This is a genomic window from Nocardia sp. NPDC088792 (assembly GCF_044750615.1).
Taxonomy (GTDB): Bacteria; Actinomycetota; Actinomycetes; order Mycobacteriales; family Mycobacteriaceae; genus Nocardia.
In genome coordinates this window covers 1,444,763-1,469,471 of record NZ_JBIVKC010000002.1, presented here as the reverse complement: position 1 = coordinate 1,469,471, position 24,709 = coordinate 1,444,763, and the positions used below count along the sequence as shown (strand labels likewise).

Annotated in this window: 25 protein-coding genes; 15 read left to right on the top strand and 10 right to left on the bottom strand. The window is 67.8% G+C overall.

The features are described from left to right. Positions 1-325 precede the first annotated feature (325 nt). The 4 genes from pcrA (at position 326) to ACIP5Y_RS16030 (ending at position 6,296) form a co-directional block, all read left to right on the top strand. Positions 326-2,761, top strand: a complete 2,436-nt coding sequence (gene pcrA, locus ACIP5Y_RS16045) for a DNA helicase PcrA (protein ID WP_400350805.1) — start codon at positions 326-328, stop codon at positions 2,759-2,761. A gap of 80 nt (positions 2,762-2,841) precedes the next feature. After that, positions 2,842-3,711, top strand: a complete 870-nt coding sequence (locus ACIP5Y_RS16040; protein ID WP_400350803.1) for an alpha/beta fold hydrolase — start codon at positions 2,842-2,844, stop codon at positions 3,709-3,711. 327 nt (positions 3,712-4,038) lie between these two features. Beyond that, positions 4,039-5,592 carry a mannitol dehydrogenase family protein gene (locus tag ACIP5Y_RS16035; protein WP_400350801.1) on the top strand — a complete coding sequence of 518 codons (1,554 nt, stop codon included), beginning with the start codon at positions 4,039-4,041 and terminating at the stop codon, positions 5,590-5,592. Continuing rightward, positions 5,589-6,296 carry an HAD family hydrolase gene (locus ACIP5Y_RS16030; protein WP_400350799.1) on the top strand — a complete coding sequence of 236 codons (708 nt, stop codon included), beginning with the start codon at positions 5,589-5,591 and terminating at the stop codon, positions 6,294-6,296. The genes ACIP5Y_RS16035 and ACIP5Y_RS16030 overlap by 4 nt, the downstream gene beginning before the upstream one ends. A 349-nt stretch (positions 6,297-6,645) precedes the next feature. Here the strand turns inward: ACIP5Y_RS16030 and ACIP5Y_RS16025 are convergent, their stop codons facing one another. Then, entirely contained in the window at positions 6,646-7,842 is a 1,197-nt protein-coding gene (locus tag ACIP5Y_RS16025; RefSeq protein WP_400350798.1) for a M23 family metallopeptidase, read from the bottom strand. A 506-nt stretch (positions 7,843-8,348) separates the two neighbouring features. Here ACIP5Y_RS16025 and sucC point away from each other — a divergent pair. The 6 genes from sucC to purH all read left to right on the top strand — a co-directional run bounded on the left by sucC (position 8,349) and on the right by purH (position 15,935). Beyond that, a complete protein-coding gene (sucC, locus tag ACIP5Y_RS16020; protein WP_400350796.1) occupies positions 8,349-9,515 on the top strand; it encodes an ADP-forming succinate--CoA ligase subunit beta in 1,167 nt (388 codons plus the stop codon). A gap of 14 nt (positions 9,516-9,529) precedes the next feature. Further along, positions 9,530-10,444, top strand: a complete 915-nt coding sequence (gene sucD / locus ACIP5Y_RS16015) for a succinate--CoA ligase subunit alpha (protein WP_400350794.1) — start codon at positions 9,530-9,532, stop codon at positions 10,442-10,444. Positions 10,445-10,704: 260 nt separating this feature from the next. Further along, positions 10,705-11,703, top strand: a complete 999-nt coding sequence (locus ACIP5Y_RS16010) for a DUF5336 domain-containing protein (protein WP_400350792.1) — start codon at positions 10,705-10,707, stop codon at positions 11,701-11,703. A gap of 181 nt (positions 11,704-11,884) precedes the next feature. Continuing rightward, positions 11,885-13,456 carry a DUF6350 family protein gene (locus tag ACIP5Y_RS16005; RefSeq protein WP_400350790.1) on the top strand — a complete coding sequence of 524 codons (1,572 nt, stop codon included), beginning with the start codon at positions 11,885-11,887 and terminating at the stop codon, positions 13,454-13,456. 245 nt (positions 13,457-13,701) lie between these two features. Next, entirely contained in the window at positions 13,702-14,334 is a 633-nt protein-coding gene (gene purN, locus ACIP5Y_RS16000; protein WP_400350788.1) for a phosphoribosylglycinamide formyltransferase, read from the top strand. Next, on the top strand, positions 14,331-15,935 hold the full coding sequence (gene purH, locus ACIP5Y_RS15995; protein WP_400350786.1) for a bifunctional phosphoribosylaminoimidazolecarboxamide formyltransferase/IMP cyclohydrolase: 1,605 nt from the start codon (positions 14,331-14,333) through the stop codon (positions 15,933-15,935). The genes purN and purH overlap by 4 nt, the downstream gene beginning before the upstream one ends. Positions 15,936-15,995: 60 nt before the next feature. On the opposite strand, the gene ACIP5Y_RS15990 is transcribed toward purH, so the two are convergent. Beyond that, a complete protein-coding gene (locus ACIP5Y_RS15990; protein ID WP_400350784.1) occupies positions 15,996-16,463 on the bottom strand; it encodes a hypothetical protein in 468 nt (155 codons plus the stop codon). Between the two features lie 215 nt (positions 16,464-16,678). Between ACIP5Y_RS15990 and ACIP5Y_RS15985 the strand changes: the two genes are divergently transcribed. Continuing rightward, positions 16,679-17,242, top strand: a complete 564-nt coding sequence (locus ACIP5Y_RS15985) for a LysM peptidoglycan-binding domain-containing protein (RefSeq protein ID WP_400350783.1) — start codon at positions 16,679-16,681, stop codon at positions 17,240-17,242. 400 nt (positions 17,243-17,642) lie between these two features. On the opposite strand, the gene rpsR is transcribed toward ACIP5Y_RS15985, so the two are convergent. From rpsR to rpmB, 4 genes are read right to left on the bottom strand one after another with little or no spacing between them, the layout of a single operon-like run. After that, positions 17,643-17,897 carry a 30S ribosomal protein S18 gene (gene rpsR, locus ACIP5Y_RS15980; protein ID WP_011211513.1) on the bottom strand — a complete coding sequence of 85 codons (255 nt, stop codon included), beginning with the start codon at positions 17,895-17,897 and terminating at the stop codon, positions 17,643-17,645. 35 nt (positions 17,898-17,932) lie between these two features. Then, the gene (gene rpsN, locus ACIP5Y_RS15975) at positions 17,933-18,238 is read right to left on the bottom strand and encodes a 30S ribosomal protein S14 (protein WP_400350780.1); all 306 of its coding nucleotides are present in this window, start codon (positions 18,236-18,238) and stop codon (positions 17,933-17,935) included. 1 nt (position 18,239) lies between these two features. Then, the gene (gene rpmG, locus ACIP5Y_RS15970; RefSeq protein ID WP_067533445.1) at positions 18,240-18,410 is read right to left on the bottom strand and encodes a 50S ribosomal protein L33; all 171 of its coding nucleotides are present in this window, start codon (positions 18,408-18,410) and stop codon (positions 18,240-18,242) included. Positions 18,411-18,424: 14 nt separating this feature from the next. After that, positions 18,425-18,661, bottom strand: coding sequence for a 50S ribosomal protein L28 (gene rpmB, locus ACIP5Y_RS15965; protein WP_397000434.1), 237 nt, complete (start codon positions 18,659-18,661; stop codon positions 18,425-18,427). Positions 18,662-18,771: 110 nt separating this feature from the next. Between rpmB and mrf the strand changes: the two genes are divergently transcribed. From mrf to rpmF, 3 genes are read left to right on the top strand one after another with little or no spacing between them, the layout of a single operon-like run. Beyond that, positions 18,772-20,073 carry a ribosome hibernation factor-recruiting GTPase MRF gene (gene mrf, locus ACIP5Y_RS15960; protein ID WP_400351297.1) on the top strand — a complete coding sequence of 434 codons (1,302 nt, stop codon included), beginning with the start codon at positions 18,772-18,774 and terminating at the stop codon, positions 20,071-20,073. A 4-nt stretch (positions 20,074-20,077) separates the two neighbouring features. Next, positions 20,078-20,362, top strand: a complete 285-nt coding sequence (locus tag ACIP5Y_RS15955) for a type B 50S ribosomal protein L31 (protein WP_397000432.1) — start codon at positions 20,078-20,080, stop codon at positions 20,360-20,362. Between the two features lie 3 nt (positions 20,363-20,365). Continuing rightward, entirely contained in the window at positions 20,366-20,539 is a 174-nt protein-coding gene (rpmF, locus tag ACIP5Y_RS15950; protein ID WP_400350778.1) for a 50S ribosomal protein L32, read from the top strand. 224 nt (positions 20,540-20,763) lie between these two features. On the opposite strand, the gene ACIP5Y_RS15945 is transcribed toward rpmF, so the two are convergent. After that, the gene (locus ACIP5Y_RS15945) at positions 20,764-21,759 is read right to left on the bottom strand and encodes a DUF1906 domain-containing protein (protein WP_400350776.1); all 996 of its coding nucleotides are present in this window, start codon (positions 21,757-21,759) and stop codon (positions 20,764-20,766) included. Between the two features lie 159 nt (positions 21,760-21,918). Between ACIP5Y_RS15945 and ACIP5Y_RS15940 the strand changes: the two genes are divergently transcribed. Next, positions 21,919-22,701: a VOC family protein gene (locus ACIP5Y_RS15940; protein WP_400350775.1), complete on the top strand. Its 783-nt coding sequence runs from the start codon at positions 21,919-21,921 to the stop codon at positions 22,699-22,701. A gap of 9 nt (positions 22,702-22,710) precedes the next feature. Here ACIP5Y_RS15940 and ACIP5Y_RS15935 read toward each other — a convergent pair whose 3' ends face one another. From ACIP5Y_RS15935 to ACIP5Y_RS15925, 3 genes are all read right to left on the bottom strand, one after another. Then, positions 22,711-23,523 carry a hypothetical protein gene (locus tag ACIP5Y_RS15935; protein WP_400350773.1) on the bottom strand — a complete coding sequence of 271 codons (813 nt, stop codon included), beginning with the start codon at positions 23,521-23,523 and terminating at the stop codon, positions 22,711-22,713. A gap of 42 nt (positions 23,524-23,565) precedes the next feature. Continuing rightward, entirely contained in the window at positions 23,566-24,156 is a 591-nt protein-coding gene (locus ACIP5Y_RS15930; RefSeq protein WP_400351296.1) for a GTP-binding protein, read from the bottom strand. A gap of 175 nt (positions 24,157-24,331) precedes the next feature. Next, complete coding sequence (locus ACIP5Y_RS15925) at positions 24,332-24,706, bottom strand: DUF742 domain-containing protein (RefSeq protein ID WP_400350771.1); 375 nt, start codon at positions 24,704-24,706, stop codon at positions 24,332-24,334. Between the last annotated feature and the right edge of the window lie 3 nt (positions 24,707-24,709).

Sequence of the window (24,709 nt, the reverse complement as noted above, 5' to 3'; positions counted from 1 at the left end):
AACCCGACTCGTTACCGATCGGTTCCTAACCAAGAAAAATAAGACCATGCCGGCTCGTCGACCCCCTGTGTTGGTCACGGGCTCTCAATGCTTCAGCTTTACATTGTCCCCCAACGTGAGGTGTCAGGTGCAGAGTGTTACCTGAAAGCCGGTCATAGGCCCAGTTTGCCATGCAGGGTGCATCGAGCAAAACAAGATCGTTTGAGAATTTCCTGAGCTTCGCGGGTCACACTCGTTCACCGAGGGTTCGCCGGATCGGTGCTTATCGGACACCTGAGCGGCCGGGCTGCGACTTGTCGGTGCTCGCCGGTAGCGTAGATGGGCGATGAATACGACGGTGGCGCGGGATGAGCAGAAGACCGAGCGGTTGCTCGAGGGATTGAATCCACAACAGCGCGCCGCCGTGGTGCACACGGGCTCTCCGCTGCTGATCGTGGCTGGTGCCGGCTCCGGGAAGACGGCCGTACTCACTCGCCGCATCGCCTATCTACTCGACGCCCGCGGCGTCCGGCCCGGTGAAATCCTGGCCATCACCTTCACCAACAAGGCCGCCGCCGAAATGCGCGAGCGAGTTGCCGGACTCGTCGGCCCGCGCGCCGCCGGCATGTGGGTGTCGACCTTCCACTCGAGTTGTGTGCGAATCTTGCGAACCCAGGCTTCCCTGGTGCGCGGGCTCAATACCAACTTCTCCATCTACGACGCCGACGACTCCCGCCGCCTGCTCGCCATGATCGGGCGCGATCTCGACATCGACGCCAAGAAGTACACGCCCCGGCTGCTCGCCACCGCCATCTCGAACCTCAAGAACGAACTCATCGATCCGGACCAGGCCGCCACCGCCGCCGCGACCGAGGACGCCGAAATGCCGCGCCTGGTCGCCAAGGTCTACGACGAGTACCAGCGGCGGCTGCGCGCGGCCAATGCCCTCGACTTCGACGACCTCATCGGTGAAACCGTTTCGCTGCTGCAGAACCACCCGCCGGTGGCCGAGTACTACCGGCGCCGCTTCCGGCACGTGCTGGTCGACGAATACCAGGACACCAACCACGCGCAGTACACCCTGGTGCGCGAACTGGTCGGCCACCACCTGACCGAGGACGCCGAGGGCCGGGTGCCGCCGTCCGAACTCTGCGTGGTCGGCGACGCCGACCAGTCCATCTACGCCTTCCGCGGCGCCACCATCCGCAATATCGAGGAATTCGAACGTGACTTCCCCGACGCGGAAACCATTCTGCTGGAACAGAACTACCGCTCCACCCAGCATATCCTGGCCGCCGCCAATGCCGTCATCGCGCGCAACGAGAACCGCCGCGACAAGAAGCTGTGGACCGATCAGGGTGACGGTGAACTCATCGTCGGCTACGTCGCCGACAACGAGCACGACGAAGCCTCCTTCGTGGCCAAGGAGATCGACCGGCTGATCGACGGCGGCGACTTCAACTACAACGACGTCGCCGTCTTCTACCGCACCAACAACAACTCCCGGGCGCTGGAAGAGATCTTCATCCGGATGGGGTTGCCCTACAAGGTGGTCGGCGGCGTCCGCTTCTACGAGCGCAAGGAAGTCCGCGATATCGTCGCCTACCTGCGGGTCCTGGAGAACCCGGACGATGCGGTGAGCCTGCGCCGCGTCCTCAACACGCCGCGCCGCGGCATCGGCGACCGCGCCGAAGCCTGCGTCGCCGTGCACGCCGAACAGCGCAATATCGGCTTCGCGCAAGCGCTTCGGGATGCCGCCGCCGGCAATGTAGCGCTGCTCAATACGCGCGCGCAGCGCGCCATCGCCGGATTCCTGGAGTTGCTCGAGGAGATCCGCGCGGCCGGGGTGCAGGCGGATCTCGACTTCCCGGACGTGGGCAGTGTCGTCGAAGCCGTGCTCGACCGGACCGGCTACCGCACCGAACTCGAGATGTCCGACGACCCGCAGGACGGGGCGCGGCTCGACAACCTCAATGAATTGGTCAGCGTCGCACGGGAATTCAGCTCCGAGGCGCGCAACAATGTGGAGGCCGCCCGCGCCGAGGGGCTCATCCCCGAGGCGGCCGAGGGCGAACCGGAACCGGGCTCACTGGCCGCCTTCCTCGAACGCGTCTCCCTCGTCGCCGACACCGATCAGATTCCCGACGAGGGTTCCGGCGTGGTCACCCTCATGACCCTGCACACCGCCAAGGGACTGGAATTCCCCGTCGTATTCGTCACCGGCTGGGAGGACGGGCAGTTCCCGCACATGCGGGCCCTCGGCGACCCCACCGAACTCGCCGAGGAACGCCGGCTCGCCTACGTGGGCATCACCCGCGCGCGCAAGCGCCTCTACCTCACCCGCGCGGTGGTGCGCTCCGGTTGGGGGCAGCCGGTGTCCAACCCGGAATCTCGCTTCCTGCAGGAGATTCCGGGTCACCTCATGGACTGGCGGCGGCTGGAACCGGCGCCCTCGCAGTTGCAGCGCGGCATGCGGCGGCGCGGTGAGGACGACGGCCTGGAGCGGGATTGGACCCGCGGCGACGGCTGGAACGAACAGCGGCCCGGTCTGCGTGATCGTGGTGAGCGGCGGCCCGCACCCGGTGCGAGCGGCGGCGGCAAGCGCAACAACAGCGGGCTGGTGCTCGCCGTGGGCGACCGGGTCAGCGATGACAAGTACGGGCTGGGCCGGGTGGTCGCCGCCGAGGGCTTCGGCGCATTGGCCACGGTCACAATCGATTTCGGTACCGCGGGCAAGATCCGGCTCATCCCGCAGTACAGCCGTACCTTGATGAAGCTCTGACGATGGAGCACTGACCCGAAGGTTCTGCTTTCGATCATTCGGACCGATGAGTTTCCGGAACGGAAGGAGTCGATACCGATATGACTGCACACACGCTCCGGAAACCCGAAGTCGATCTCGTCTACGACGTGCTGGGCCCGCTGCCCACCGCCGACGGCCGGCCACCGCTGCTCATGGTGGGCCAGCCCATGTGCGCCGACGGCTTCGGCGACCTGGCCTCGCACTTCCCCGACCGCACTGTGGTCACCTACGACCCGCGCGGGCTCGGGCGCAGTGTGCGCAAGGACGGCCGGAGCGACAACAACCCCGAGGTGCAGGCCGGGGATCTGCACGATCTCATCGCCGAACTCGGCGCCGGGCCGGTCGAGATCTTCGCCAGCAGCGGCGGCGCGGTCACCTCGCTCGCGCTGGTGACCGCGCATCCTGAGGACGTCACCACGCTGGTGGCGCACGAGCCGCCGCTGTTCGAACTGCTGCCCGACGCCGCCGCCCACGAGCACGCGCGCGCCGCGGTGCGAGATGCGTACCAGGCCAAGGGGTCCGGTGCGGGCATGGCGGCCTTCATCGCCTGGTCGTCCGCGCAGGGTGAGATCACCGACGAGCTCTTCGCCCAGGGCACACCCGATCCCGCCATGTTCGGCATGCCCGGCGAGGACGACGGGACCCGCGACGATCCGCTGCTCTCCGATCTCTCCTGGGCCGTCACCGACTATCGCCCCGACGCGGCCGCGCTGACCGCCGCGCCGACGCGCATCGTGATCGGGGTCGGCGAGGAATCGACCGGCGTCCTCACCGGCCGGACCTCGGTCGCCGCCGCGGCGCTGCTCGGTGCGGAACCGGTCGTTTTCCCCAGCCATCACGGTGGATTCGTCGGCGGCGATAACCCTTATGCGGGTAAGCCGGAGGAATTCGCGCAGCGGCTGCGTGCAGTGCTCGACGGCGAAAAGTAAATCGAGCAGATCGATCAAATCGATAATTCGCGTGTGTGTATGGGATGAAATCCGTGGGCTGGGTAACAGTGAGCGGTATCACGAAGTCTGCCCAGGTGGGGGGCTTGTGACCGCGCTGTGACCCGGCCCAGGTGCGCGTTTACGAATTGACTACGCCCCGCTTCGGCAATCGAGTAGCGCAAAATACAAACCTCTCGTCCGGTTTCCGGTCGAAATTTCGGAAATCGTGTTCTAGATTCGGAAGCCTGCGCCGGATTCAGTGTCGATCGGACGCATTCGAACATTCCCTCCCGAATGTCTATCCCGAATGCTGTGGAAGGCTTTGCCATGCGCGCTTTTCCGAATTCACTCACCAACCCCGTTCCCGCACCGGCGATTTCGTCCCCGAATTCGCGGCGGCTCGGCGTGGGCACGCTGACCGGGTTGCCGCACACCGTCACCCGGCCCGCCTTCACCCCGCGCAACCTCGGCACCGGCATCGTGCACCTGGGTTGCGGCGCCTTCCACCGCGCGCACCAGGCCCTCGTCACCCAGCACACCATTGCCGCCACCGGCGACCGGCGCTGGGGCATCGCGGCGGTCGCCATGTCCCGGCCCGATATCGTGCACAGCCTGCGCGCCCAGGACAACCTGTACACCACCCTGCTGCGGGACGGCGGTGAGATCCGGGCCGAGGTGGTCGGCACGATCACCGCCGCCGTCCACGCCCCCACCGACCGGATCGGGGTGATGCGCCGCATCGCCGATCCCCGGGTACGCATCGTGACCCTTACCGTCACCACCGGCGGCTACTGCGTCTCACCCGACACCGGGCGGCTCGACGCGGGCAGCGACCCGGTCCGGCACGACCTGCGCTGCGCCGCCAAACCCTGCACCGCCATCGGCATGCTGGTGGGCGCGCTCGCGGCCGTGCGCCGCCGCGGCGGCAACCCGCCCGTCGTGATCAGCTGCGACAACCTCACCGCCAACGGCCGCCAATTACGCGGCGCGGTACTGGATTTCGCGGCCCTGCGGGACGATCGGCTGGCCGACTGGATCGCCCGCAATGTGCAGTTCCCGTGCAGCGTCGTGGACCGCATCGTGGCGCCCGCCACCGCCATCGACGAGGCGGCGGCCCGCAACTCGCTCGGCGGCATCGACGACCGCGCGCCCGTCTCGGCCGAACCCTTCCTCACCTGGACCATCGAGGATTTCGAGGGCGAACGCCCGCGCTGGGACCTGGCCGGCGCCCGCTTCGTCACCGACGTCACCGACCACGAACTCGCGAAACTGCGGCTGCTCAACGGAACCCACATGCTGCTCGCCTACCTCGGCGCGCTCGCCGGGCATGCCACCGTCGCCGAGGCCAGCGCGGATCCGGAACTGGCCGCCCTCGCCCGGCAGTTCATGCTGCACGAGCAGGGACCCACCCTGACCCTGCCGGAGCCCGAATTGCGGCGCACCGTGGACGATCTGCTGCACCGCTTCCGCAACCCCGCCATCCGGCACGATATGACCCGCGTCGGCCGCAACGGCTCCGGCAAGATGATGCCGCGCGTCACCGACGCCATGCGCGAGAACCTCGCCGCGGGCCGGCCGACACCGGGCGCGGTACTGCTCATCGCCGCCTGGATCCGCTGGTTCGATCTGTGCGGAACCCGCGGCGCCACCATGGAAGTCATCGACTCCCGCGTGGAGGACCTCGCGGCCCTCGCTGCTATCCCGGACCCCTATCGGCGCGCCCGCGCCTTCCTGCGGCGCACCGACATCTTCGGACAGCTGCCGCAGCTGGATCGGTTGCAGCAGGAAGTCGGCGCGGCACTGGTAGAACTCAGCCAGGACGATGTCGCCGACGTGATCCGCCGGCGACTGCTCGAACACCCCACCGGGAAGGCCGCATGACAATCACCGAAACCCCCGTGCGCGCAGTCGTTTTCGATATGGACGGGCTGCTGCTCGACTCCGAACGCCTGGCCGTCGAATCGCTGGCGCTGTCCGGCGCCGAACTCGGGTACGAGCTGCCGGAGGAGTTCCGCCACAGCCTGATCGGCATGCCCGCCGACCGTTGCCGGGAACTCGCTGTCGCCGCCTTCGGACCGGATTTTCCCCTCGACGAGTTCTACACCCGCCACGAGGCCACCATCGCCCGGCTCGTCGACGCCGGGCGCCTCACCACCAAACCCGGTGTCACCGAACTCCTCGACGACCTCGACCGCCGCGGCATCCCGCACGCCATCGCCACCTCCTCCGGCCGCGACCGCACCCGTCACCACCTGAGCGCCGCCGGTCTGCTGGATCGCTTCGACGTGATCGTCACCCGCCAGGACGTCCGCCACGGCAAACCCCATCCGGAGCCCTACCGCACCGCCACCGCCGCCCTCGGCGCCGCCCCCAAATACACTCTCGCCTGCGAGGACTCACCCAACGGCCTGCGCGCCGCGCACGCCGCCAACCTCCGCTGCCTCCTCATCCCCGACCTCGTCCCCGCCACCCCCGAAACCACCCGCCTCGCCCACCGCGTCCTCCCGGACCTCCACCACGTCCGCGACTACCTCACCACCGCCAACGGTCCGGCCCGCCGACTCGCCCCCGAACCCACCGCCTGACCAGGCATCCACAGGTGTTCGCGCCCGCGCGAACCTGTTCGGCCACTGCGATCATCGGTCTCGGCCGCCGCGCACCGGTGATGGCCGCGCATCGGTGATGGCCGAGCGCCGGTGATGGCCGAGCGCCGGTGATGGCCGAGTGGCCCGAGTGGAGGGCCCGGCGTCGACTGCGGCCCGCAACTGCGGCCCGCAGCCGCTTACCGTCGACTGCCGTACAGGTGAGGCAGCGCTGCGGTGATCACGTCGATCGGCGGACCGTGCCGGCCAGGTGCGGGGGGCGGCCGGGCCGAAAAGCCGAGGGGCGCACCGTTCTCACGGTGCGCCCCTCGAATGTTCCTGGGGTCCGGCGTCAGTCGCGTTCGGGGCCGAGGGAGATGCCGCGGGAGGCGAGCCAGGGGAGGGGGTCGATCTTGTCGACGCCGTGCTGCCAGACCTCGAAATGGCAGTGCGGGCCGGTGGAGAAGCCGCGATTGCCGATGGTGGCGATCTGGTCCCCGGCCAGCACACGCTGGCCCGCGGCGACGGTGGCGGTATCGATGTGGCCGTAGATGGTGACCGTGCCGTCGTCGTGCAGCAGGCGCACCCACATGCCGAAACCCGAAGCGGGACCGGCCTCCAGCACGGTGCCGTCGGCCACCGCGACGATCGGGGTGCCGATCGGGCCCGCGATATCGACGCCCTGATGCGCGACGCCCCAGCGGATACCGAAACCGGAGGTGAAGGTGCCCTGCGCGAACTTCGTCCACATCGGGCGCATCTTCGAGGCTTCGGCATTGGCCAGGTCGGCCGCGAACTTCTGGCCCTTCTGCAGGATGTCGCTGAACTGATCCAGCGTCGTCGGGGAGCCGGAGTTCACCAATTGCGGTGCACCGGAAGTGGTGTCGGCGGCGCCGACCTGCTGGGTGGCGGCCACCTCCCGCACCTGATTGGAAGCCTGGATTTCGGTGCCGTCGGCGTGCCCGGAGGCCTCGATGGTGGCCTGCCCGGCCGCCACCACCGCACCCGCCGCGACCGCCACCACGGCGGCGCGGCCCTTCAGCGCGGAGGGCGGTGCCGGTAGTCGGTGCGTGCCGCCCGCGCGGCGCTTACCGCCGGCGCGCACGGGACCCGGTGTGGAAGCCGGTGCCGCGGGGCTCGGCGTGGTCGCGCGATCCGGTTCCGCCGCACGATGATCCACGCGCGCGCCGTCGCCGGAGAACTGGATGCGATCGCCGTCCGCGGTGCGGAAGCTGTAGACCGGCGTGTAATCGCCGGAGGGCGTCGGGTCGGCGGTGCTGTCCCAGTTGGAGCGGGACTGCGCCGCCCATACGTCCGGATTCGGTGCGGCCCAGCCGTTCACGGTCGTGGTGGCGGCGGACCAGACATCATCGGGAGCGCTCGTGCCGGACCACTGCGGTTCGGGGGCGGCCTCGTCGGACCATTGCGGCTCGGGCTGCCACTGTGCGGTGGCGTCCCATTGCGTGGTGGCGCCCCACTGCTCGGAGTCCTCGCGATAGCGGTGGCCGTGGCGGGCGCGGTGACCGGCGGGAAGCGGGCCGTCGCTCATCGGAGCCGGCCGCATGAATGTCGGCGGGTCGGCAAGTGTCCTGGGGAGCAGCTGTCTACCTGCGTAGTGATGTGCTGCGTCAAGCTCGCCGTCCTCCTGCCGTGACCGGGTTGTGACATCGAACGCAACGACGGTAACGAAACGATTGCAGGTCAGCAAGCGACAGACATGGTTCGTCGCGCGTGTGTGAGATTCCTCACGTTCCTCACGGGAATCGGCTCACTGTGCAGGGGCTAAACAAATGAGCTTTCCCGACAGCACGGCGTAGTACGCCGCATCATCTCCGGCCTTCTTGCGCCCTACCTGGCGCGTGGTCAACAAGCTACCCGCGAGTAGCATCGACGTGGGCTTTCCGGAGCTCAGAGACAGTACCGTGACCTGCGCCACTTAGGCTGTATGCGGCTGATTTCCGCTCCATGTGACTGATTAGAGTCCGATCCGACCCGCTCGACCACGGGCCGCCAACCAAGACGTTGTCACAACAACGCAGACGAGACGGTGAGTACATGGATCTCTTCGAATATCAGGCGAAGGAACTCTTCGTGAAGCACGGAGTGCCTTCGTCGGAGGGCCGGGTCACGGACTCGGCCGAGGAAGCGCGTGTGATCGCGGAGGAAATCGGCAAGCCTGTGATGGTCAAGGCTCAGGTCAAGGCCGGTGGCCGTGGTAAGGCCGGTGGCGTGAAGTACGCCGCGACCCCGGAGGATGCTTTCACTCACGCCCAGAACATCCTGGGTCTGGACATCAAGGGTCATATCACCAAGAAGGTCCTGGTCGCCGAGGCCAAGGACATCGCGTCGGAGTACTACATCTCCTTCCTGCTGGATCGCTCGAACCGCACCTACCTGGCCATGTGCTCGGTCGAGGGCGGCATGGAGATCGAAGAGGTCGCCGCCACCAAGCCCGAGCGCCTCGCCAAGGTGCCCGTCGACGCCGTCAAGGGCGTCGACCTCGCGTTCGCCCGCTCGATCGCCGAGCAAGGCCACCTGCCCGCCGACATCCTCGACGCGGCCGCGGTGACCATCCAGAAGCTGTGGGAGGTCTTCATCTCCGAAGACGCCACCCTGGTCGAGGTCAACCCGCTGGTCCGCACCCCCAACGACGAGATCCTGGCCCTCGACGGCAAGGTCACCCTGGACGAGAACGCCGAGTTCCGCCACCCCGATCACGCGGCCTTCGCCGACATCGACGCGACCGATCCGCTCGAGCTCAAGGCCAAGGAGAACGACCTCAACTACGTCAAGCTCGACGGTGAGGTCGGCATCATCGGCAACGGCGCGGGTCTGGTCATGTCGACCCTCGACGTCGTCGCCTACGCCGGTGAGAACCACAACGGTGTGAAGCCCGCGAACTTCCTCGACATCGGTGGCGGCGCCTCGGCGGCCGTCATGGCTGCCGGCCTGGACGTCATCCTGGGCGACGCCCAGGTCAAGTCCGTGTTCGTGAACGTCTTCGGTGGCATCACCGCCTGTGACGCGGTCGCGAACGGCATCGTCGGCGCGCTGAACACCCTGGGCGCCGAGGCCAACAAGCCGCTGGTCGTGCGCCTGGACGGCAACAAGGTCGAGGAGGGTCGTCAGATCCTCGCCGACTTCAACCACCCGCTGGTGACTCTCGCTCAGACCATGGACGAAGGCGCCGACAAGGCCGCCGAACTGGCCGCCGCCAAGTAAGGACACGAACCCACATGTCTATCTTCCTGAACAAGGACAACAAGGTCATCGTCCAGGGCATCACCGGCGGTGAGGGCACCAAGCACACCGCGCTGATGCTGAAGGCAGGCACCAACGTCGTCGGCGGCGTGAACGCGCGCAAGGCCGGCACCACCGTCAAGCACGTCGACAAGGACGGCAACGACGTCGAGCTGCCGGTCTTCGCGACCGTCGCCGAGGCCATCGAGAAGACCGGCGCGGACACCTCCATCGCGTTCGTGCCCCCGGCCTTCTCGAAGGACGCCATCATCGAGGCGATCGACGCGGAGATCCCGCTGCTGGTGGTCATCACCGAGGGCATCCCGGTGCAGGATTCCGCTTACGCGTGGGCCTACAACGTCGACAAGGGCAACAAGACCCGCATCATCGGCCCGAACTGCCCGGGCATCATCACTCCGGGTGAGTCGCTGGTGGGCATCACTCCGGCCAATATCGCGGGCAAGGGCCCGATCGGGCTGGTCTCCAAGTCGGGCACCCTGACCTACCAGATGATGTTCGAGCTGCGGGACTTCGGTTTCTCCACCGCCATCGGCATCGGCGGCGACCCGGTCATCGGCACCACCCACATCGACGCCATCGAGGCGTTCGAGAAGGATCCCGAGACCAAGCTCATCGTCATGATCGGCGAGATCGGCGGCGACGCCGAGGAGCGGGCCGCGGCCTACATCCAGGCCAACGTCACCAAGCCGGTCGTCGGCTACGTCGCGGGCTTCACCGCCCCCGAGGGCAAGACCATGGGCCACGCCGGCGCCATCGTCTCCGGCTCCGCCGGCACCGCCCAGGCCAAGAAGGACGCCCTCGAGGCCGCGGGCGTGAAGGTCGGCAAGACCCCGTCCGAGACCGCCGCCCTCGCGCGCGAGATCCTGGAAAAGGCCAGCATCACCGCTTGATGGTTCTCGTGTCCCGCTGCCGACGGCAGCGGGACACAGGCTGAACAGTGTCGGGCTCCGCCCGAATTGCAAAGGCCGCCTTCCGTTTTCGGAGGGCGGCCTTCGTCGTTCGGCAGTCCGGCCGACGGCGCGGACAATCGCCGGTCAAGCGCCGATTCGCTATTGCGGTAGGGGCGCCACCGGTGGTACATGGTGCTCGCGGCGGTCTGTTGCAGTAGCGTCGGTGGCAGTTCGTGAACGACTCGATAGGAGACGACGACATGTCATACCCGACCGGGGGCTCGGGATACAACGGGCCCGCGCCGACGCCTTCCAACGCACCCGGCTACGGCTCGCAGCCTACGGGCAGTCCCGCTGGGTCGAGTACGACGCCCGAAGCGGGCAAGGGCCTGCCTTTCTTCCTCACCGTCGGCGTGGCCGTCCTCGGTGTCATCACCTTCCTGCTCGGTTTCGCGCCCTATCTGGGGTCCAAGCCGGTGCAGATCGGCGGCCAGACGGTCGGCTCGACGATCACCTCGAGCCTGTTCGAGTCGCCCGGCGGCGCCGCGCTGATCACCATCGTGCTGTTCGCGGGCGTGCTCGCGGGGCTTTCGCTGCTGCCCAAGCAGAACTGGACCGCCGTGGTGGCCGCGTCGTCCTTCGCCGCGTTCCTGGCGATCCTGTTCACCTCCTTCGACCTCGATGACAATGTGACGCTGAAGTGGGGCGGCTGGGTCATCCTGTTCTTCTCGTTCGTGCAGGCCGTGCTCGCGGTGCTGGCCCTGCTGTTCGAGGCGGGCATCATCAAGCCGCCCGCGCCGAAGCCGGCCACGCCGCAGGGCTACGGCCAGCAGCCGTTCAGCTCGACCGGCTCGCAGTTCCAGCAGCAGCCGGGCTACGGCCAGCAGGCCGGTTACGGCCAGCAGCAGCCGGCGTCCTACGGTCAGCCGGCCGGTTACGGTCAGCAGCCGCAGCAGCCTTCGTACGGTCAGCAGGGCTACGGCCAGGCGGGCCAGCAGCCGCAGCAGCCGGCCGGATACGGCACCGGCTCGCAGCCGCAGCCGGGTTACGGCCAGCAGCAGCCGTCCTACGGTCAGCAGCCGGGCGGTTTCGGTCAGCAGTCCTACGGTGCGCCGCAGCAGCCGGCCGGCGCGGATCCGGCGACGCAGCACTTCGCCGCCGGTCAGCGTCCGGGCCAGCCGTTCGGTGGCGAGCAGGCCGCCGACCCGGCCGCCGACGCCACCCGCGCCTTCCGCCCCGGTCAGGACGACGCCAAGTAGCCCGCCGCGCCTTCGGAGCAGAACATGAACGGCCCCTGGGCTTTCCGCCCGGGGGCCGTTCGCTTGCCCGAACCCGCGGCCAGATCCCTCGAGCCTCCGCGCAATCCCGCATGCCCGCTGTTCAGGGGCGTGCGGCGCGCCTGACCCTCAGGTTTTCATGAAGCTGTCACGCTGGTTGTCCATGAGTGCCCCGAAGACCGCCCTGGCTCGTCTGGGCGACCACGCACCGCGGCAGATGCCGCCGCGGGAACCGGCGCCGCCGCGCGAACCGGCACGTGGCGACGGCGGATTCGGGTCGCTGACGCCGGAGCGGGCGCGAGTGCTGATGCTGGTGGCGGCGCGGCCCGCGGCCATCGTGCTGCTGGTGATCTTCGTGCTGGTGTTCGGCACCCTGTTCGCCGCGCACAGCGGGACCACGGGGGCGTCCGGAGCCATCGCCGCGAGCTGGCTTGCGGTGCATCAGGTTCCGCTGGTGATCGGTAAGACCGGGATCGGGCTGTGGCCGCTGCTGCCGACCGCGCTGATGCTGTGGCTGGTCGCGCGCGAATGCGACCTCGCCGCCGAACCCGGTTGCACGCGAGTCGATCTCGCTTGGATCGTGGGCGCGGCGGTGGGCGGGCCGCTGCTCATCACCGCGGTCTGCCTGGCGGTGGCGGACGACGCGTCGGCGACCATGCCGCTGCAACCGCCGCGGACCCTGGTCGCCTTCGCCTGGGTGATCGGACTGAACCTGGTGGCCGCGGTCGTCGGCATCGGTGCGCGGAACTGGCGCGAGTTCACCGATCTGCTGCCGATTCCCTTGCCGCACTGGGTCGTTCCCGGCCTGCGGATCGGTCTGCTGTCGGTGTGGCGGCTGCTGCTGGTGGCCGCGGCGCTCACCGTGGTGTCGTTCCTCGGGCACTGGTCGCGGATCGGCGACACCTATCACACCGCCGGAAACATCTTCGGCGGACTGGGTTTGACGGTGCTGTCGCTGGCGTACCTGCCGAACGTGCTCATCGATGCGGTGGGCCTATTACTCGGCGGGCAGGTGCACATCGGCGCGGGTTCGCTGAGCCTGTTCGGCATCGAGGGCGCGCCGCTGCCCGCGGTGCCGCTGGCGGCGGCCGTGCCATCCGGGCCGGTGGCGGCCTGGTGGATGGCCTTGCTGGTGGCGCCGGCGGCGGTCGGTGTGCTCGGCGGCCTGGACTGCGGGCGCACCTCACGCGACCGTCCGGCCGCGCCCTGGGCGACCCTCACCTCGGCCGCCGTGGCGGCGATGGTCATCACCCTGCTCGGGGTCGTGGCCGGCGGTGAACTCGGAACCTTCGGGCGTATCGGCCCGAACCTGCTCCTATCCGCGGCCCTCGCCTTCATCTGGCTGGCGGTGGCCGGCTACGTGGGCATGCTCGGCGCCCGCTGGTTCACCCCGGCCGGAGCGGCGACCGCGGCCGCCGCCGGATACGCCGGAACCGTCGCCGATGACGAATACGACGACTACGACCTCGAATACGACGACGATTACGACCCGGCCTACGAGTCCGACTACGAGGACCCCGAGTCCGACTACGACGAATACGACGACTACGACGAAGAATTCGACGAGGACTACGCGGACGACTACGAAGCAGACCCCGTCGACGACAACACCGTCGACGGCGAACTCCTCGAAGAAGACGAACCCGTCTTCACCGCCCGCATCCGCCAGGAACCCGCCGACCCCGACGACATAGTCGACGCCGAGGTAGTCGAGGCAACGGAAGCCGACAACTGATTTCGCAAGGATCGGGGTAACTCGTCGGGGACGCCCGGAATAGGTTCGGCATCCGACCGCCGGCACGGATGCGTGGCGGGCAACGGCTCTCGGCCGCCCGCTGAGGGGTCGGGGAGGCGGGACAGCCGCTGAAAGTTCGTGCAAGCGCCCCGGCTAGGCTTTAGGCGGCGGTCTTACCGGCCGTACCCCTCTTCCCGCTCCGAGACACAGGGAGTAGAGCGCTGACGTCCTCGCCCACCCGGCTGTTGCCGCCGACCGCGCCCGCGACCGTCGTCGTGCTGGCTTCCGGCACCGGTTCCCTGCTGCGTTCGCTGCTCGAAGCGACCCGGGAGCCGGGTTATCCGGCTCAGGTGGTCGCGGTGGGTGTGGACCGTGATTGCGCCGCGCTCGAACATGCGGAAGCCTTCGACATCTCATCGTTCAAGGTCGCGCTCGGTGACTTCGCGAGTCGCGCCGAATGGGACAGCGCGCTGACCGAGATGGTCGCCGTGTTCCAGCCGGATCTGGTGGTGTCCGCCGGGTTCATGAAGATCCTGGGTCCCGTGTTCATGGATCGGTTCCGTGGCCGCATCATCAATACCCATCCCGCGCTGCTGCCGGCCTTCCCGGGCGCGCACGGGGTGCGGGATGCGCTCGCCTACGGGGTGCGGGTGACGGGTTCGACCGTGCACCTGGTCGATTCGGGTGTCGATACCGGGCCGATCCTGGCGCAGGAGCCGGTCCCGGTGCTCCCGGACGATGACGAGGACTCCTTGCACGAGCGCATCAAGGTCGTGGAGCGCCGGCTGTTGGCGGAAGTCGTCGCGGCCGTCGCGACCCGAGGCATTGTCTCCGATGGACGAAAGGCAGTTATCCCAGATGAGCGAGTTCTCCGGTGAGTGAGCGTAGCGAACGACAGTCCGGCACAGCTGAACGCAAGCCGATCAAGCGGGCCCTCGTAAGCGTTTATGACAAGACCGGGCTGATCGAACTGGCCACCGGTCTGCACCAGGCGGGCGTGGAGCTGGTCTCGACCGGCTCGACCGCCAACAAGATCGCCGATGCCGGCATCCCGGTCACCAAGGTCGAGGACCTGACCGGTTTCCCGGAGACCCTGGACGGTCGCGTCAAGACCCTGCACCCGCGCGTGCACGCCGGCATCCTCGCCGACACCCGCAAGGAGGAGCACGTCGACCAGCTCGTCGAGCTGGGTGTCGAAGCCTTCCAGCTGGTCGTGGTGAACCTCTACCCGTTCACCCGGACCGTGGCCTCCGGCGCGAGCATCGACGAATGCGTGGAGCAGATCGACATCGGCGGCCCGTCCATGGTGCGTGCCGCCGCCAAGAATCATCCGTCGGTCGCGGTGGTCGTCAACACCGGTGACTACGGCAATGTGCTCGCGGCCGTGCAGCAGGGCGGCTTCACGCTGCCCGAGCGGACCGCCTTGGCCGCCAAGGCTTTCCAGCACACCGCCACCTACGATGTGGCCGTCGCGAGCTGGATGACCAATGTGGCCGTCCCCGCCGTGGAGCCGGAATCCGAAGGCGCGCAGCGGTTCCCGGCGTGGATCGGTGCGACCTGGAACCGGGAGAACGTGCTGCGCTACGGCGAGAACCCGCACCAGGGCGCCGCGCTGTACACCGCCGAGGCGGGTGCCGCGGGCCTGGCGCAGGCGCGGCAGCTGCACGGCAAGGAAATGTCGTACAACAACTACACCGACGCCGACGCCGCCTGGCGCGCCGCCTACGACTTCGACGCGCCCGCGGTGGCCGTGATCAAGCACGCCAACCCGTGCGGCATCGCGATCGGCGCGGATATCGCCGAGGCGCACCGCAAGGCGCACGCCACCGATCCGGTGTCGGCGTACGGCGGCGTGATCGCGGCCAACCGTGAGGTGTCGGTCGAGATGGCCGAGCAGGTCGCGGAGATTTTCACCGAGGTCGTGGTGGCGCCCTCGTACGCCAACGGTGCGGTGGAAGTGTTGCAGCGCAAGAAGAATGTGCGCGTGCTGGTGGCCGAGCCGGCCCAGCGCCGCGGCGTGGAGCTGCGCCCGGTGAGCGGCGGCGCGCTGCTGCAGGACCGCGACATCCTGCAGGCCGACGGTGACGACGCCGCCAACTGGACCTTGGCCGCCGGTGAGCCGGCCGACGAGGCGACCCTGCGTGATCTCGAGTTCGCCTGGCGGGCCTGCCGTTCGGTGAAGTCGAACGCCATCCTGCTGGCCGATGACGGCGCCGCCACCGGCGTCGGCATGGGTCAGGTCAACCGGGTGGACTCCTGCAAGCTGGCGGTCGAGCGGGCCGGCGAGCGCGCCAAGGGTTCCGTTGCCGCGTCCGATGCGTTCTTCCCGTTCTCGGACGGGCCGGAGGTGCTGGTGGCCGCCGGGGTGCGGGCGATCGTGCATCCGGGCGGGTCGATCCGCGACAAGGACACCATCGAGCTGTGCAAGGAAGCGGGCGTCACCCTCTACCTGACGGGTGCGCGTCACTTCACCCACTGACGTAGGTGCGAAGTACGGGCCGGTGCGTGGAATGCGCACCGGCCCTTACTGTTTCGATGCCTAGCTCACCTTGGCCATGAGGACCTGGCGGTCGCCCAGGGGAGCCTTCAGCTGGATGTCGAGGGTGCCGAAGACGGCGATCATGGTGCACATCTTGCCGACCGCGGCGGGCAGGGTGCCGGACTTCAATTCGACGGTGACCGCGGAGTCGGTTTCGGTGGCGGTGTAGTCGATGCCGTAGCAGTCGGGGGAGCCGGTCTGGAAGTTGATCGCGATCTTGTCGGGGGCGATGCGGGTCCAGCTGTCGAACGGGATCGGGTGCGGGCTGACGATGCTGGGGTCGGCGGTGAAGGTGCGGCCGAACCGGCCCTGCGGCGCTTCGGTGGGGGTGGTTTCGGTGGTGGTGGCGGGCGTGGTGGTCGTGGTTTTGGCGCTACTGGATTCCGTGCTGCCGCAGGCGGTCACGGCCAGCCCGATGAGTGCGACGCCGGCGGTAGCGATCATGCGGCGTCCCCATGTCCCGTACATGCGCAACACCCTAGCGCCAGCGACCGTACGGCCGGTTCCGATAGCCCGATCCGTTACTTCGGCGAACTTCTGGCGACGACACGCCAAAGAATTCGCGTCATGCGGCGCGTAACCCTGCGGTGACCGGCGCGGTGTCGGTAATGTCGGATCAGATGTGCGAATGCAGTTCCGCGCCATCGGCTTCCCCCTGATCACCCCTCCCGAAAGGACGCACCGTGGGCGACTCGTTGAAGGTCGGCGAAGAACTCGGTCGTGGAGAGTCGCTGCAAGGCGGCGCTTACACACTCACTCTGCAAAATGATGGCAACCTGGTGCTGTCCGAACCCAGCGGCAATGTCGTGTGGGCGTCCGGCACCAACGACAAGGGCGTCGAGCGCGCGGTACTGCAGCCCGACGGCAACTTCGTGCTCTACAAGGGTGACGGTGGCGCCGAATGGTCCACCGAGACCAGCGGCAAGTCCGCCGACCGCCTGGTCGTGCAGGCCGATCGCAATGTCGTGCTGTACGGCGGCGACGGCAGTGCGATCTGGAACTCCGAAACCAACACCGACAACCCGCTCCCCGCACCGGAGCCGGCCGCCGCCGCCCCGGTTGCCGAGGAGGTGCCGCCGCCCCCGCCGCCGGCCGCCCAGACCTACACGGTCGAGCCGGGTGACACCCTGTGGGCCATTGCCGAGCGCTTCTACGGCGACGGCAACCGCTACCAGGACATCGCCAACGCCAACGGCATCCCCAACCCGGACGCCATCAATGTCGGCCAGGTCCTGACCATCCCGTAAATAGACAACTCTCGTGACTCTCAGGGGCTGTCGCCCCTGAAACCCCACGAAAAACCCGGCCCCCGAGCGCAATTGCACTCGGGGGCCGCGGCATTCCATTCCGCCAGACATCGGGACCGCGCCGAGCGGGGTCCCCCGAGCCTGCGGCCTTCTCACCTTTCGGCCAAGCATCGAGGCTGTTGCCGATCGGGCCTCGATCCCAGGACCTTCTCGCCTTGCAATTGAGCATCGGAGCTGTGCCGAGCGGGCCCGGAGCCTGCGGCCTTCTCGCCTTGTAATTTAGCGTTGGGGCTGTGCCGAGCGGGTCCCGAGCATGCGGCCTTCTCACCTTTCAATTGCTTGGGCCCCCGATGCGTAAGCATCGGGGGCCCAATGTTTTTCACCCGGGAAGGGTAACCAGCTAGCGGCTGGTGAAAGGGAGCAGCGCCATTTCTCGGGCGTTCTTCACCGCGACGGCGACCTGGCGCTGTTGCTGCGGGGTGAGGCCGGTGACGCGGCGGCTGCGGATCTTGCCGCGGTCGGAGATGAACGTGCGGAGCAGGTTCACGTCCTTGTAGTCGACGGTCTCGATACCGGCGGCGATCAGGGGGTTCTTCTTCGGGCGGCGGGCCTGCTCGGCGCGGACCTTCTTCGACGGTGCTCGCTTCACTGCCATGTCTGCGGTTCCTTACTCACGAGATCTGTGGATGCTTACCAGCTCGATTTGCGTACGCCGGGCAACTCTCCGCGGTGAGCCATCTCGCGAACGCGTACTCGCGAAAGGCCGAATTTCCGTAGATGACCTCGCGGGCGTCCGTCCGCGGCGTCCCGATTGCGCAATCGTACCGGACTGGCATCGCGCGGGAGTTTCTGCAGGGCGCTCTGCGCGGCTTCTCGATCGGCCTCGGAAGTGGTGGGTTTGCGGATGAGTTCCTTGAGTTCAGCGCGTCGTTCGGCGTAGCGGGCGACGATGATTTTGCGTGCTTCGTTCTTTTCGATCTTCGACTTCTTGGCCATTTCAGCGGTCCTCGCGGAAGTCGACGTGCTTGCGTACGACGGGATCGTATTTACGCAGAACCATCCGGTCGGGATCGTTGCGGCGGTTCTTCCGGGTCACGTATGTGTACCCCGTGCCCGCGGTGGACTTCAGTTTGATGATCGGCCGGATGTCGGTGGACTTGGATGCCATCGGTGGCAGCTCCTTCAGATTTTCTCGCCGCGGGCGCGCAGGCGGGCGACGACCGCCTCGATGCCGTCGCGGTCGATGGTCTTGATGCCCTTGGCGGAGACGTTCAGCGTGATGCGCCGGTCCTCGCTGGGCAGGTAGTAGGTCTTGCGCTGGATGTTGGGGTCCCAGCGCCGATTGGTCCGCTTGTGCGAGTGCGACACGGACTTGCCGAATCCGGGTTTACGTCCGGTGACCTGGCAGATCGCTGACATGAGCACTCCCTTCCAGCCTCGATGTACATGACAATCATTTTCGACAACGTCGGAACGGGAGTGTACTGTTCCCGATCGTTAAATGAAAATCATTGTCGAAAGGGGTGACGGTGGTGACCGATCGCCGCAAACCAGTCCTGGTCGTCGCGGGCCTGCCCGGCCGCGCCGCGGACGGTGTGGACCGAGCCGCGCGCCTCCTGGGCGCGGAACCGGGCACCGCCGTGGTCCGGCACGATCTGGGCGAACTGGGGCAGGGCGTGGTGCGCCGCATCGTGTACCTGGACGGCCGCGAGACGACCACCGTGCTGGAGCTCGCACACGGTTGCGTCTCCTGCACCCTGCGCGCCGACCTGCTGCCCTACCTGTGCCTGCTCGCCGTGCGGGATTCGGTGCGGCACATCGTGCTCGCCCTGGACCCGGCCTTCGAGGCCGAGGCCGTCTGCCGGGCCATCGAGCACACCGTGGTCGCGAATGTGGTGGGCCGCGTGGACGGTCCGGCGAGCCGCAGCGTCCGCATCGGCGCCGTGCTCACCTGCCTGGACGCCCGGGACTGGCTGGCCGACGCCACCGGTGACGAGACCCTCGCCGAGCGCGGGCACGCCACCGCCGAGGACGATCGCACCATCGCCCAGCTGGCTGTCGGCCAGGTCGAATTCGCCGATGCCCTCATCGCTTTCGACGGCGGCGCCGATCTGCTCGACCGCGAGCGCACGGCCGCCGTGCTGGGCCGGCTGGCCCCGGCCGCCCCGGTGGCCTGGGTGAGCGAACCGGGCGCGCTCGGCGCGGACGACCTCACATGGCTGCGGCGGCGGGTGCCCGCCGACGCCCGCCGCGGCGCGCCCTTCGATCCGCATGCGCCGCTGCTGCGCGGAATGCCGCCGCTGCAAGCGGATTGCGGTGTGGCCCTGGTGGAATTCGCGACCGAACGGCCTTTCCATCCCGACCGCCTGCACTCGGCCATCGATGTCCTGCTGGACGGGGTGGTCAGCGCGCGCGGCCGGGTGTGGCTGGCCACGCAGCCGGACGAGGTGGTGTGGCTGGAGTCGGCGGGCGGCGGGCTGCGGGTCGGCGGCGCCGGAAAGTGGCTGGCCGCAATGACTCCCGAGGAGCTCGCGGCGGTCGCGGAGACGGATCCGGAGCGGCATGCCATGGCGACGCTGCGCTGGGACGAGACCTCCGGTGACCGGCACACCTCGATGGTGATCCTGGTGGCGGACGCCGATGCCGACGAGATCCGGCACGCCCTGCACTGGGCGCTGGTCGACGAGGACGAATTCCGGCAGGTGCGCTTCGCGCCCGAACGGGTCGCGCTGTGGGCGGACCCGTTCGGCGACCAGCACGAGGAGCCCTGCGACACAACCCGATCCACGCCGGTGGCCGGGGACGGCACCAACCGGCAGAACGAAAGGTGAAGCAATGAAACCGGGAATCCATCCTGATTACCATCCGGTAGTTTTCGAAGACGTCGGAACCGGAAAGCGTTTTCTGACCCGCTCGACCGCGGTCTCCTTGCGCACCGTGGAGTGGACCGACGGGAATACCTACCCATTGCTCGTGGTCGATGTAACTTCCGACTCGCATCCCTTCTGGACCGGTTCCCAGCGGGTATTGGATACCGCGGGCCGGGTCGAGAAGTTCGAGCGCCGCTACGGAAAGCGTGTTCGCGGCGGTAGCAATTCCGCTGCGCGAGAGGAGGACTGAAGAATGGCTGTTCCAAAGCGGAGGATGTCGCGGGCCAATACCCACAGCCGGCGTTCCCAGTGGAAGGCGACCCCGCCCGACCTGGTGCCCGTCAAGGTCGGCGGGGTCGTGCACCAGGTCCCGCGGCGGCTGGCCCGCGCGGTGGAGCGGGGTCTGATCGATCCGGCGAAGCTCTGATCAGTGGGTTGGAAAGCGCTGACCAGGGGCCTCGAAAAAGTCTTCTCAAAGTTGTGAATTCGTTGCCTGGGGGCGCTATCCTCATGCGTTGAGGGCGGGTTCTTCTGACAACAGAAGAACCCGCTCATCGCCACTTCTACGGCCGGTTGGGGGAGCGCTTCGGGGCTTGCTTCCCGGCTCACTTTCCAGCCCAATTCGGCTGATTCGTACGGTAATACGGCGCATTATTCGGGACTTTGTCCGCTTTGAGCGGCTTTCGCCGTATGCCCGTTCGGTCTGATTCCCCAGCCGGGCAGCGGCACCGAGCCGACCAGCTGCTCCAAGCGCGCCAACCGCTCGGCGAAGGCCGACGCCGGGCCCTCGATCAAGGAGAACGGGAAGGGCCAGGTCGGCCCGGACAGCCGATCCACCTCCTGGGAGAGTTCGGCGGTCGTGGCTTCCAGATCGCTGACCTCAGTGCGTAGTTCGTCCAGTTCGGTGAGCGCGGCGGCCACCGCGTCCACCAGCGTCCGGTGCTGACCCTGCGCATCGGTGCCGAGCTGAGGCCAGCCGGTCAGGCCGGGCCCGCGCAGCTGGGTCTGGATGTCCCGCAGTATCTGGTCTTGTTCGGGTGTCAAGTCCGGTTCCTCCGCTTCCGCATCCCATTGTCCGAAATCGGTTCGGTCGGTTTGGTTTACATCGCAATTCACACCGTCCACGGTCACCTGGGCGCCGGTCTGCAATATCGCGATGCGTGGATCCAGATTCCCGCCCGACCATGCGATCGTCTGCCACGCCCAGGCCGCGGTCCCGCCGTCCAGGGCTCGGCTCACCGGCCGATATCCGCCGTAGATACCGACATTCGCGGCGCCCAGCACGGTGGCCGCGCCGTTCAGGTAGGCATCGATGGCGGTCTGCTGCGGCGCCGTCGCATCGAAGTCGGCGGCGAAATAAATAGGTCGGTCGGTACTTCCGCCGCATCGCAGTACCTGCGCCAGCGCGGCATGCGCGTCGGTGACGCCCGCCCCGAAGCCGTCCAGCATGCGGGTCGCCGCGGTCTCCCAGGTCGACACGATCGAAATGTCCTGTGCGCGCAGATCGTCCGCTTCAGCGGGGGTGAGCAGCTTGCCGGGCAGCGTAGGCCCGCCATCGGACAGGTAGCGGATCACGAAGTCGTACCCGGCCGCCCGGATGGCGCTCGCGGCGGGCCGACCTGCGGCGTAATCCAGCCCGAAACGCATGCCTGTCACTGTAATTCGCCCGACACGCCCGGTGTGCCCCAATCCCGGAGACTCCTCCATCCGGTCCTCGAAGTTCGGTTTTTTGTCAGCCGGTAGTGGTTGACTGGACGCGATTGTGTGATCGGCGTCACTTGCACTAGAACCGAAACGGAGAAACCGATGCCTGTACGCAACGAAGCCTGGCCTCCCGGAACACCATGCTGGGTCGACTGTCAGGTCGATGATCCCGCAAAGGCCGGGGAGTTCTACTCGGAACTGTTCGGCTGGGACGTTCAAGGCGGCGGGGAAGAGTCCGGGGGCTACCTGATGGCGCTACGCGACGGCGAGGCCGTCGCCGGCATCGGACCCAAACCCGAGACGGGCGTGCCGTCGGTGTGGACCACCTACTTCGCGGTCGCCGCCGCCGACGCCTGCGCCGAACAGGTCACGGCGGCCGGGGGCCGCATGCTGGTACCGCCCTTCGACGTCATGGAATTCGGCCGCATGTTCGTGGCCGCCGACGCCTCCGGCGCACCCTTCGCGGTCTGGGAAGCGCGGGCGCACAATGGCGCGGCGGTCCACAACGAGCACGGCGGCTATGTCTGGAACGACCTGCACACCGGGGAATTCGAGGCCGCGAAGAAGTTCTACGGCGAGGTATTCGGCTTCACCTTCACCGAATTCGGCACCGACGGCATGCGCTACGCCAGCTTCACCCCGCCGGGACAACGGGATTCGGTCGGCGGCATCAACGACGACAGCGCCAACGGGCACGCGCCGGACCGGCCGTACTGGCTGACCTGGTTCCAATTCGACGGTATAGACGGCGGTCTCACCCGCGCCGCGGAGCTCGGCGCGACCGTGCTGATGGAGGCCCAGGACAGTCCGTTCGGGCGCATGGCCATCCTGGCCGCCCCGCAGGGCGAACTGTTCGGCCTACTCGACCCCGACACCGCGGACTGAGCACCGACCTCAGCGACCCGAGACCGACCCGCGCGCAGCCCTTCCCGACGCGACGGCCAAGGAGGGACTGTGCGCCGCGGACGGCTGCCCGGGCGCGACCCGGGCCTCGCGACGATCCGGCGCCACCAGAATGGCGGTGATCGGCACCGTCAACGACAGCGTGCTCACGATGAAGAACGGTACGAAGAAGTCGAAAAGGACATCACCCGCGGGTCGCTTGGCGGCGGGATCCACATGCACCTGCAGACCGGTCAAACCGGCGTAATGCATGCCGAGCACCAGGACCGCGTACACCAGCGAACCGGCCAGCACCAGCGGCACCGTCCGCGCCCAGTAGCTGAACCAGAGCAACAGGCCCGACAGCACGGCCGCGATCAGATACACCGCGACGATCGACACCAGACCGCGATCGACGCTGCCCTGCACCCGGATCGTCGACAGCAGCAACAGATGAATGGTGCCGATTCCGGCCGCCATGATCACCGTGCCGATCCCCAGTCGCACCCAGTTCAGTTTCTTTCCCGCGACGATCAGCGCGACCAGCACGGTGACGGCCGACAGCGCGGCGCACAGGGGAGTCAGGGTGGTGTCGTAGCGCAACTGGCTGCCGGTCACCTCGAGCCCGAGCATCGACACGAAGATCGGCATGGACACCCCGACGCCGCCGATCGAGCACGCCGCCACGAACAACCAGATCAGCCGGAACCGCGCGGTGACCGACTTCGTCGACTGCCGGATGCACTGCAACCCGCACGATGCCCCCGAGAACGACGCGATCAACGCGAGCCCGAGGACCCAGTAGCCCATCGAAAAGTAGATCACCAGAACCCCTTTGCCTTGCTGTCCAGCCGTCGACCCGAAGGTCTAGACGCGCGGCGCGTCTTCGCGTTGCGCGGCCATCAGACGTTCGATGGCGTACTCGGTCACCGCCGCCAGCGAACGCCGCACCTCGACCGGATCGCGGGCATCGATATCCACGATCGGCACGCTGTCCCGCACGCTCAGCGCCTCCCGCAGTTCGGCCACCGGGAACCGGGGCGCGTCCGGGAAACGGTTCACCGCAATGAGAAACGGCAGCGACTTGGATTCGAAGAAGTCCACGGCCGCGAAGCTGTCCTCGATGCGCCGGGTGTCGACCAGCACCACCGCGCCGATGGCGCCGCGGATCAGGTCGTCCCACATGAACCAGAAACGACGCTGTCCCGGCGTGCCGAACAGATACAGCACCAGGTTCCCGGGCAGGATGATGCGCCCGAAATCCATGGCCACCGTGGTGGTTTCCTTACCGGGCGTGGCCGCCAGATCGTCGACGCCGTCCGAGTAGCCGGTCACCATGGCCTCGGTCCGCAACGGGACGATCTCCGAGACCGCGCCGACGAAGGTGGTCTTACCGGCGCCGAAGCCACCCGCTACGACGATCTTGGTCGACGCCGTGCGGAAATCCTCGCCGGGCAGCTGGAACTGGCCGGTCGTATATGCGCCGACCTGGAACTGACCGGTGGTGTACGCGCCGCTCCCCGGCTTCGGGAACTGACCCGTGCTGTATCCGCCGCCGGCGAACTGTGGTGCGCCCGCGGGAGACTGGGGCGCGCCCGCGGACTGCCGCGGCGCACCCGGGTAGCCTCCGCCGTCAAAGCGCGCGGAGTCCATGCAGAGTCCTCTCCATCAAAGAGCGGCGCTCGTCGAAGCTCGCCTGGTCGCTCAGGGTCGAATGCACGCGCAGAGTTCCGGCGACCACGAGATCGCCGATCACGACCCGGACCATCCCCAGCGGACGCTGGAGATGGGCCGCGATCTCCGCGACCGAGAGCCGGGACGTGCCCAGCCGCAGGATCTCGGTGCGGACGTCACCGGCCGGCCAATCGAAATGGGCGGTATAGGACAGGGTTTCGACGACCGCCTCGAGCGGCAGATCGACCGCCGGTTCGGTGCGGCCGGAAGTCAGTGCGTAGGGACGAACACGAGTAGTCGGTGGACGGTTCCCGCCACCATGTGCATTGGTCATCGG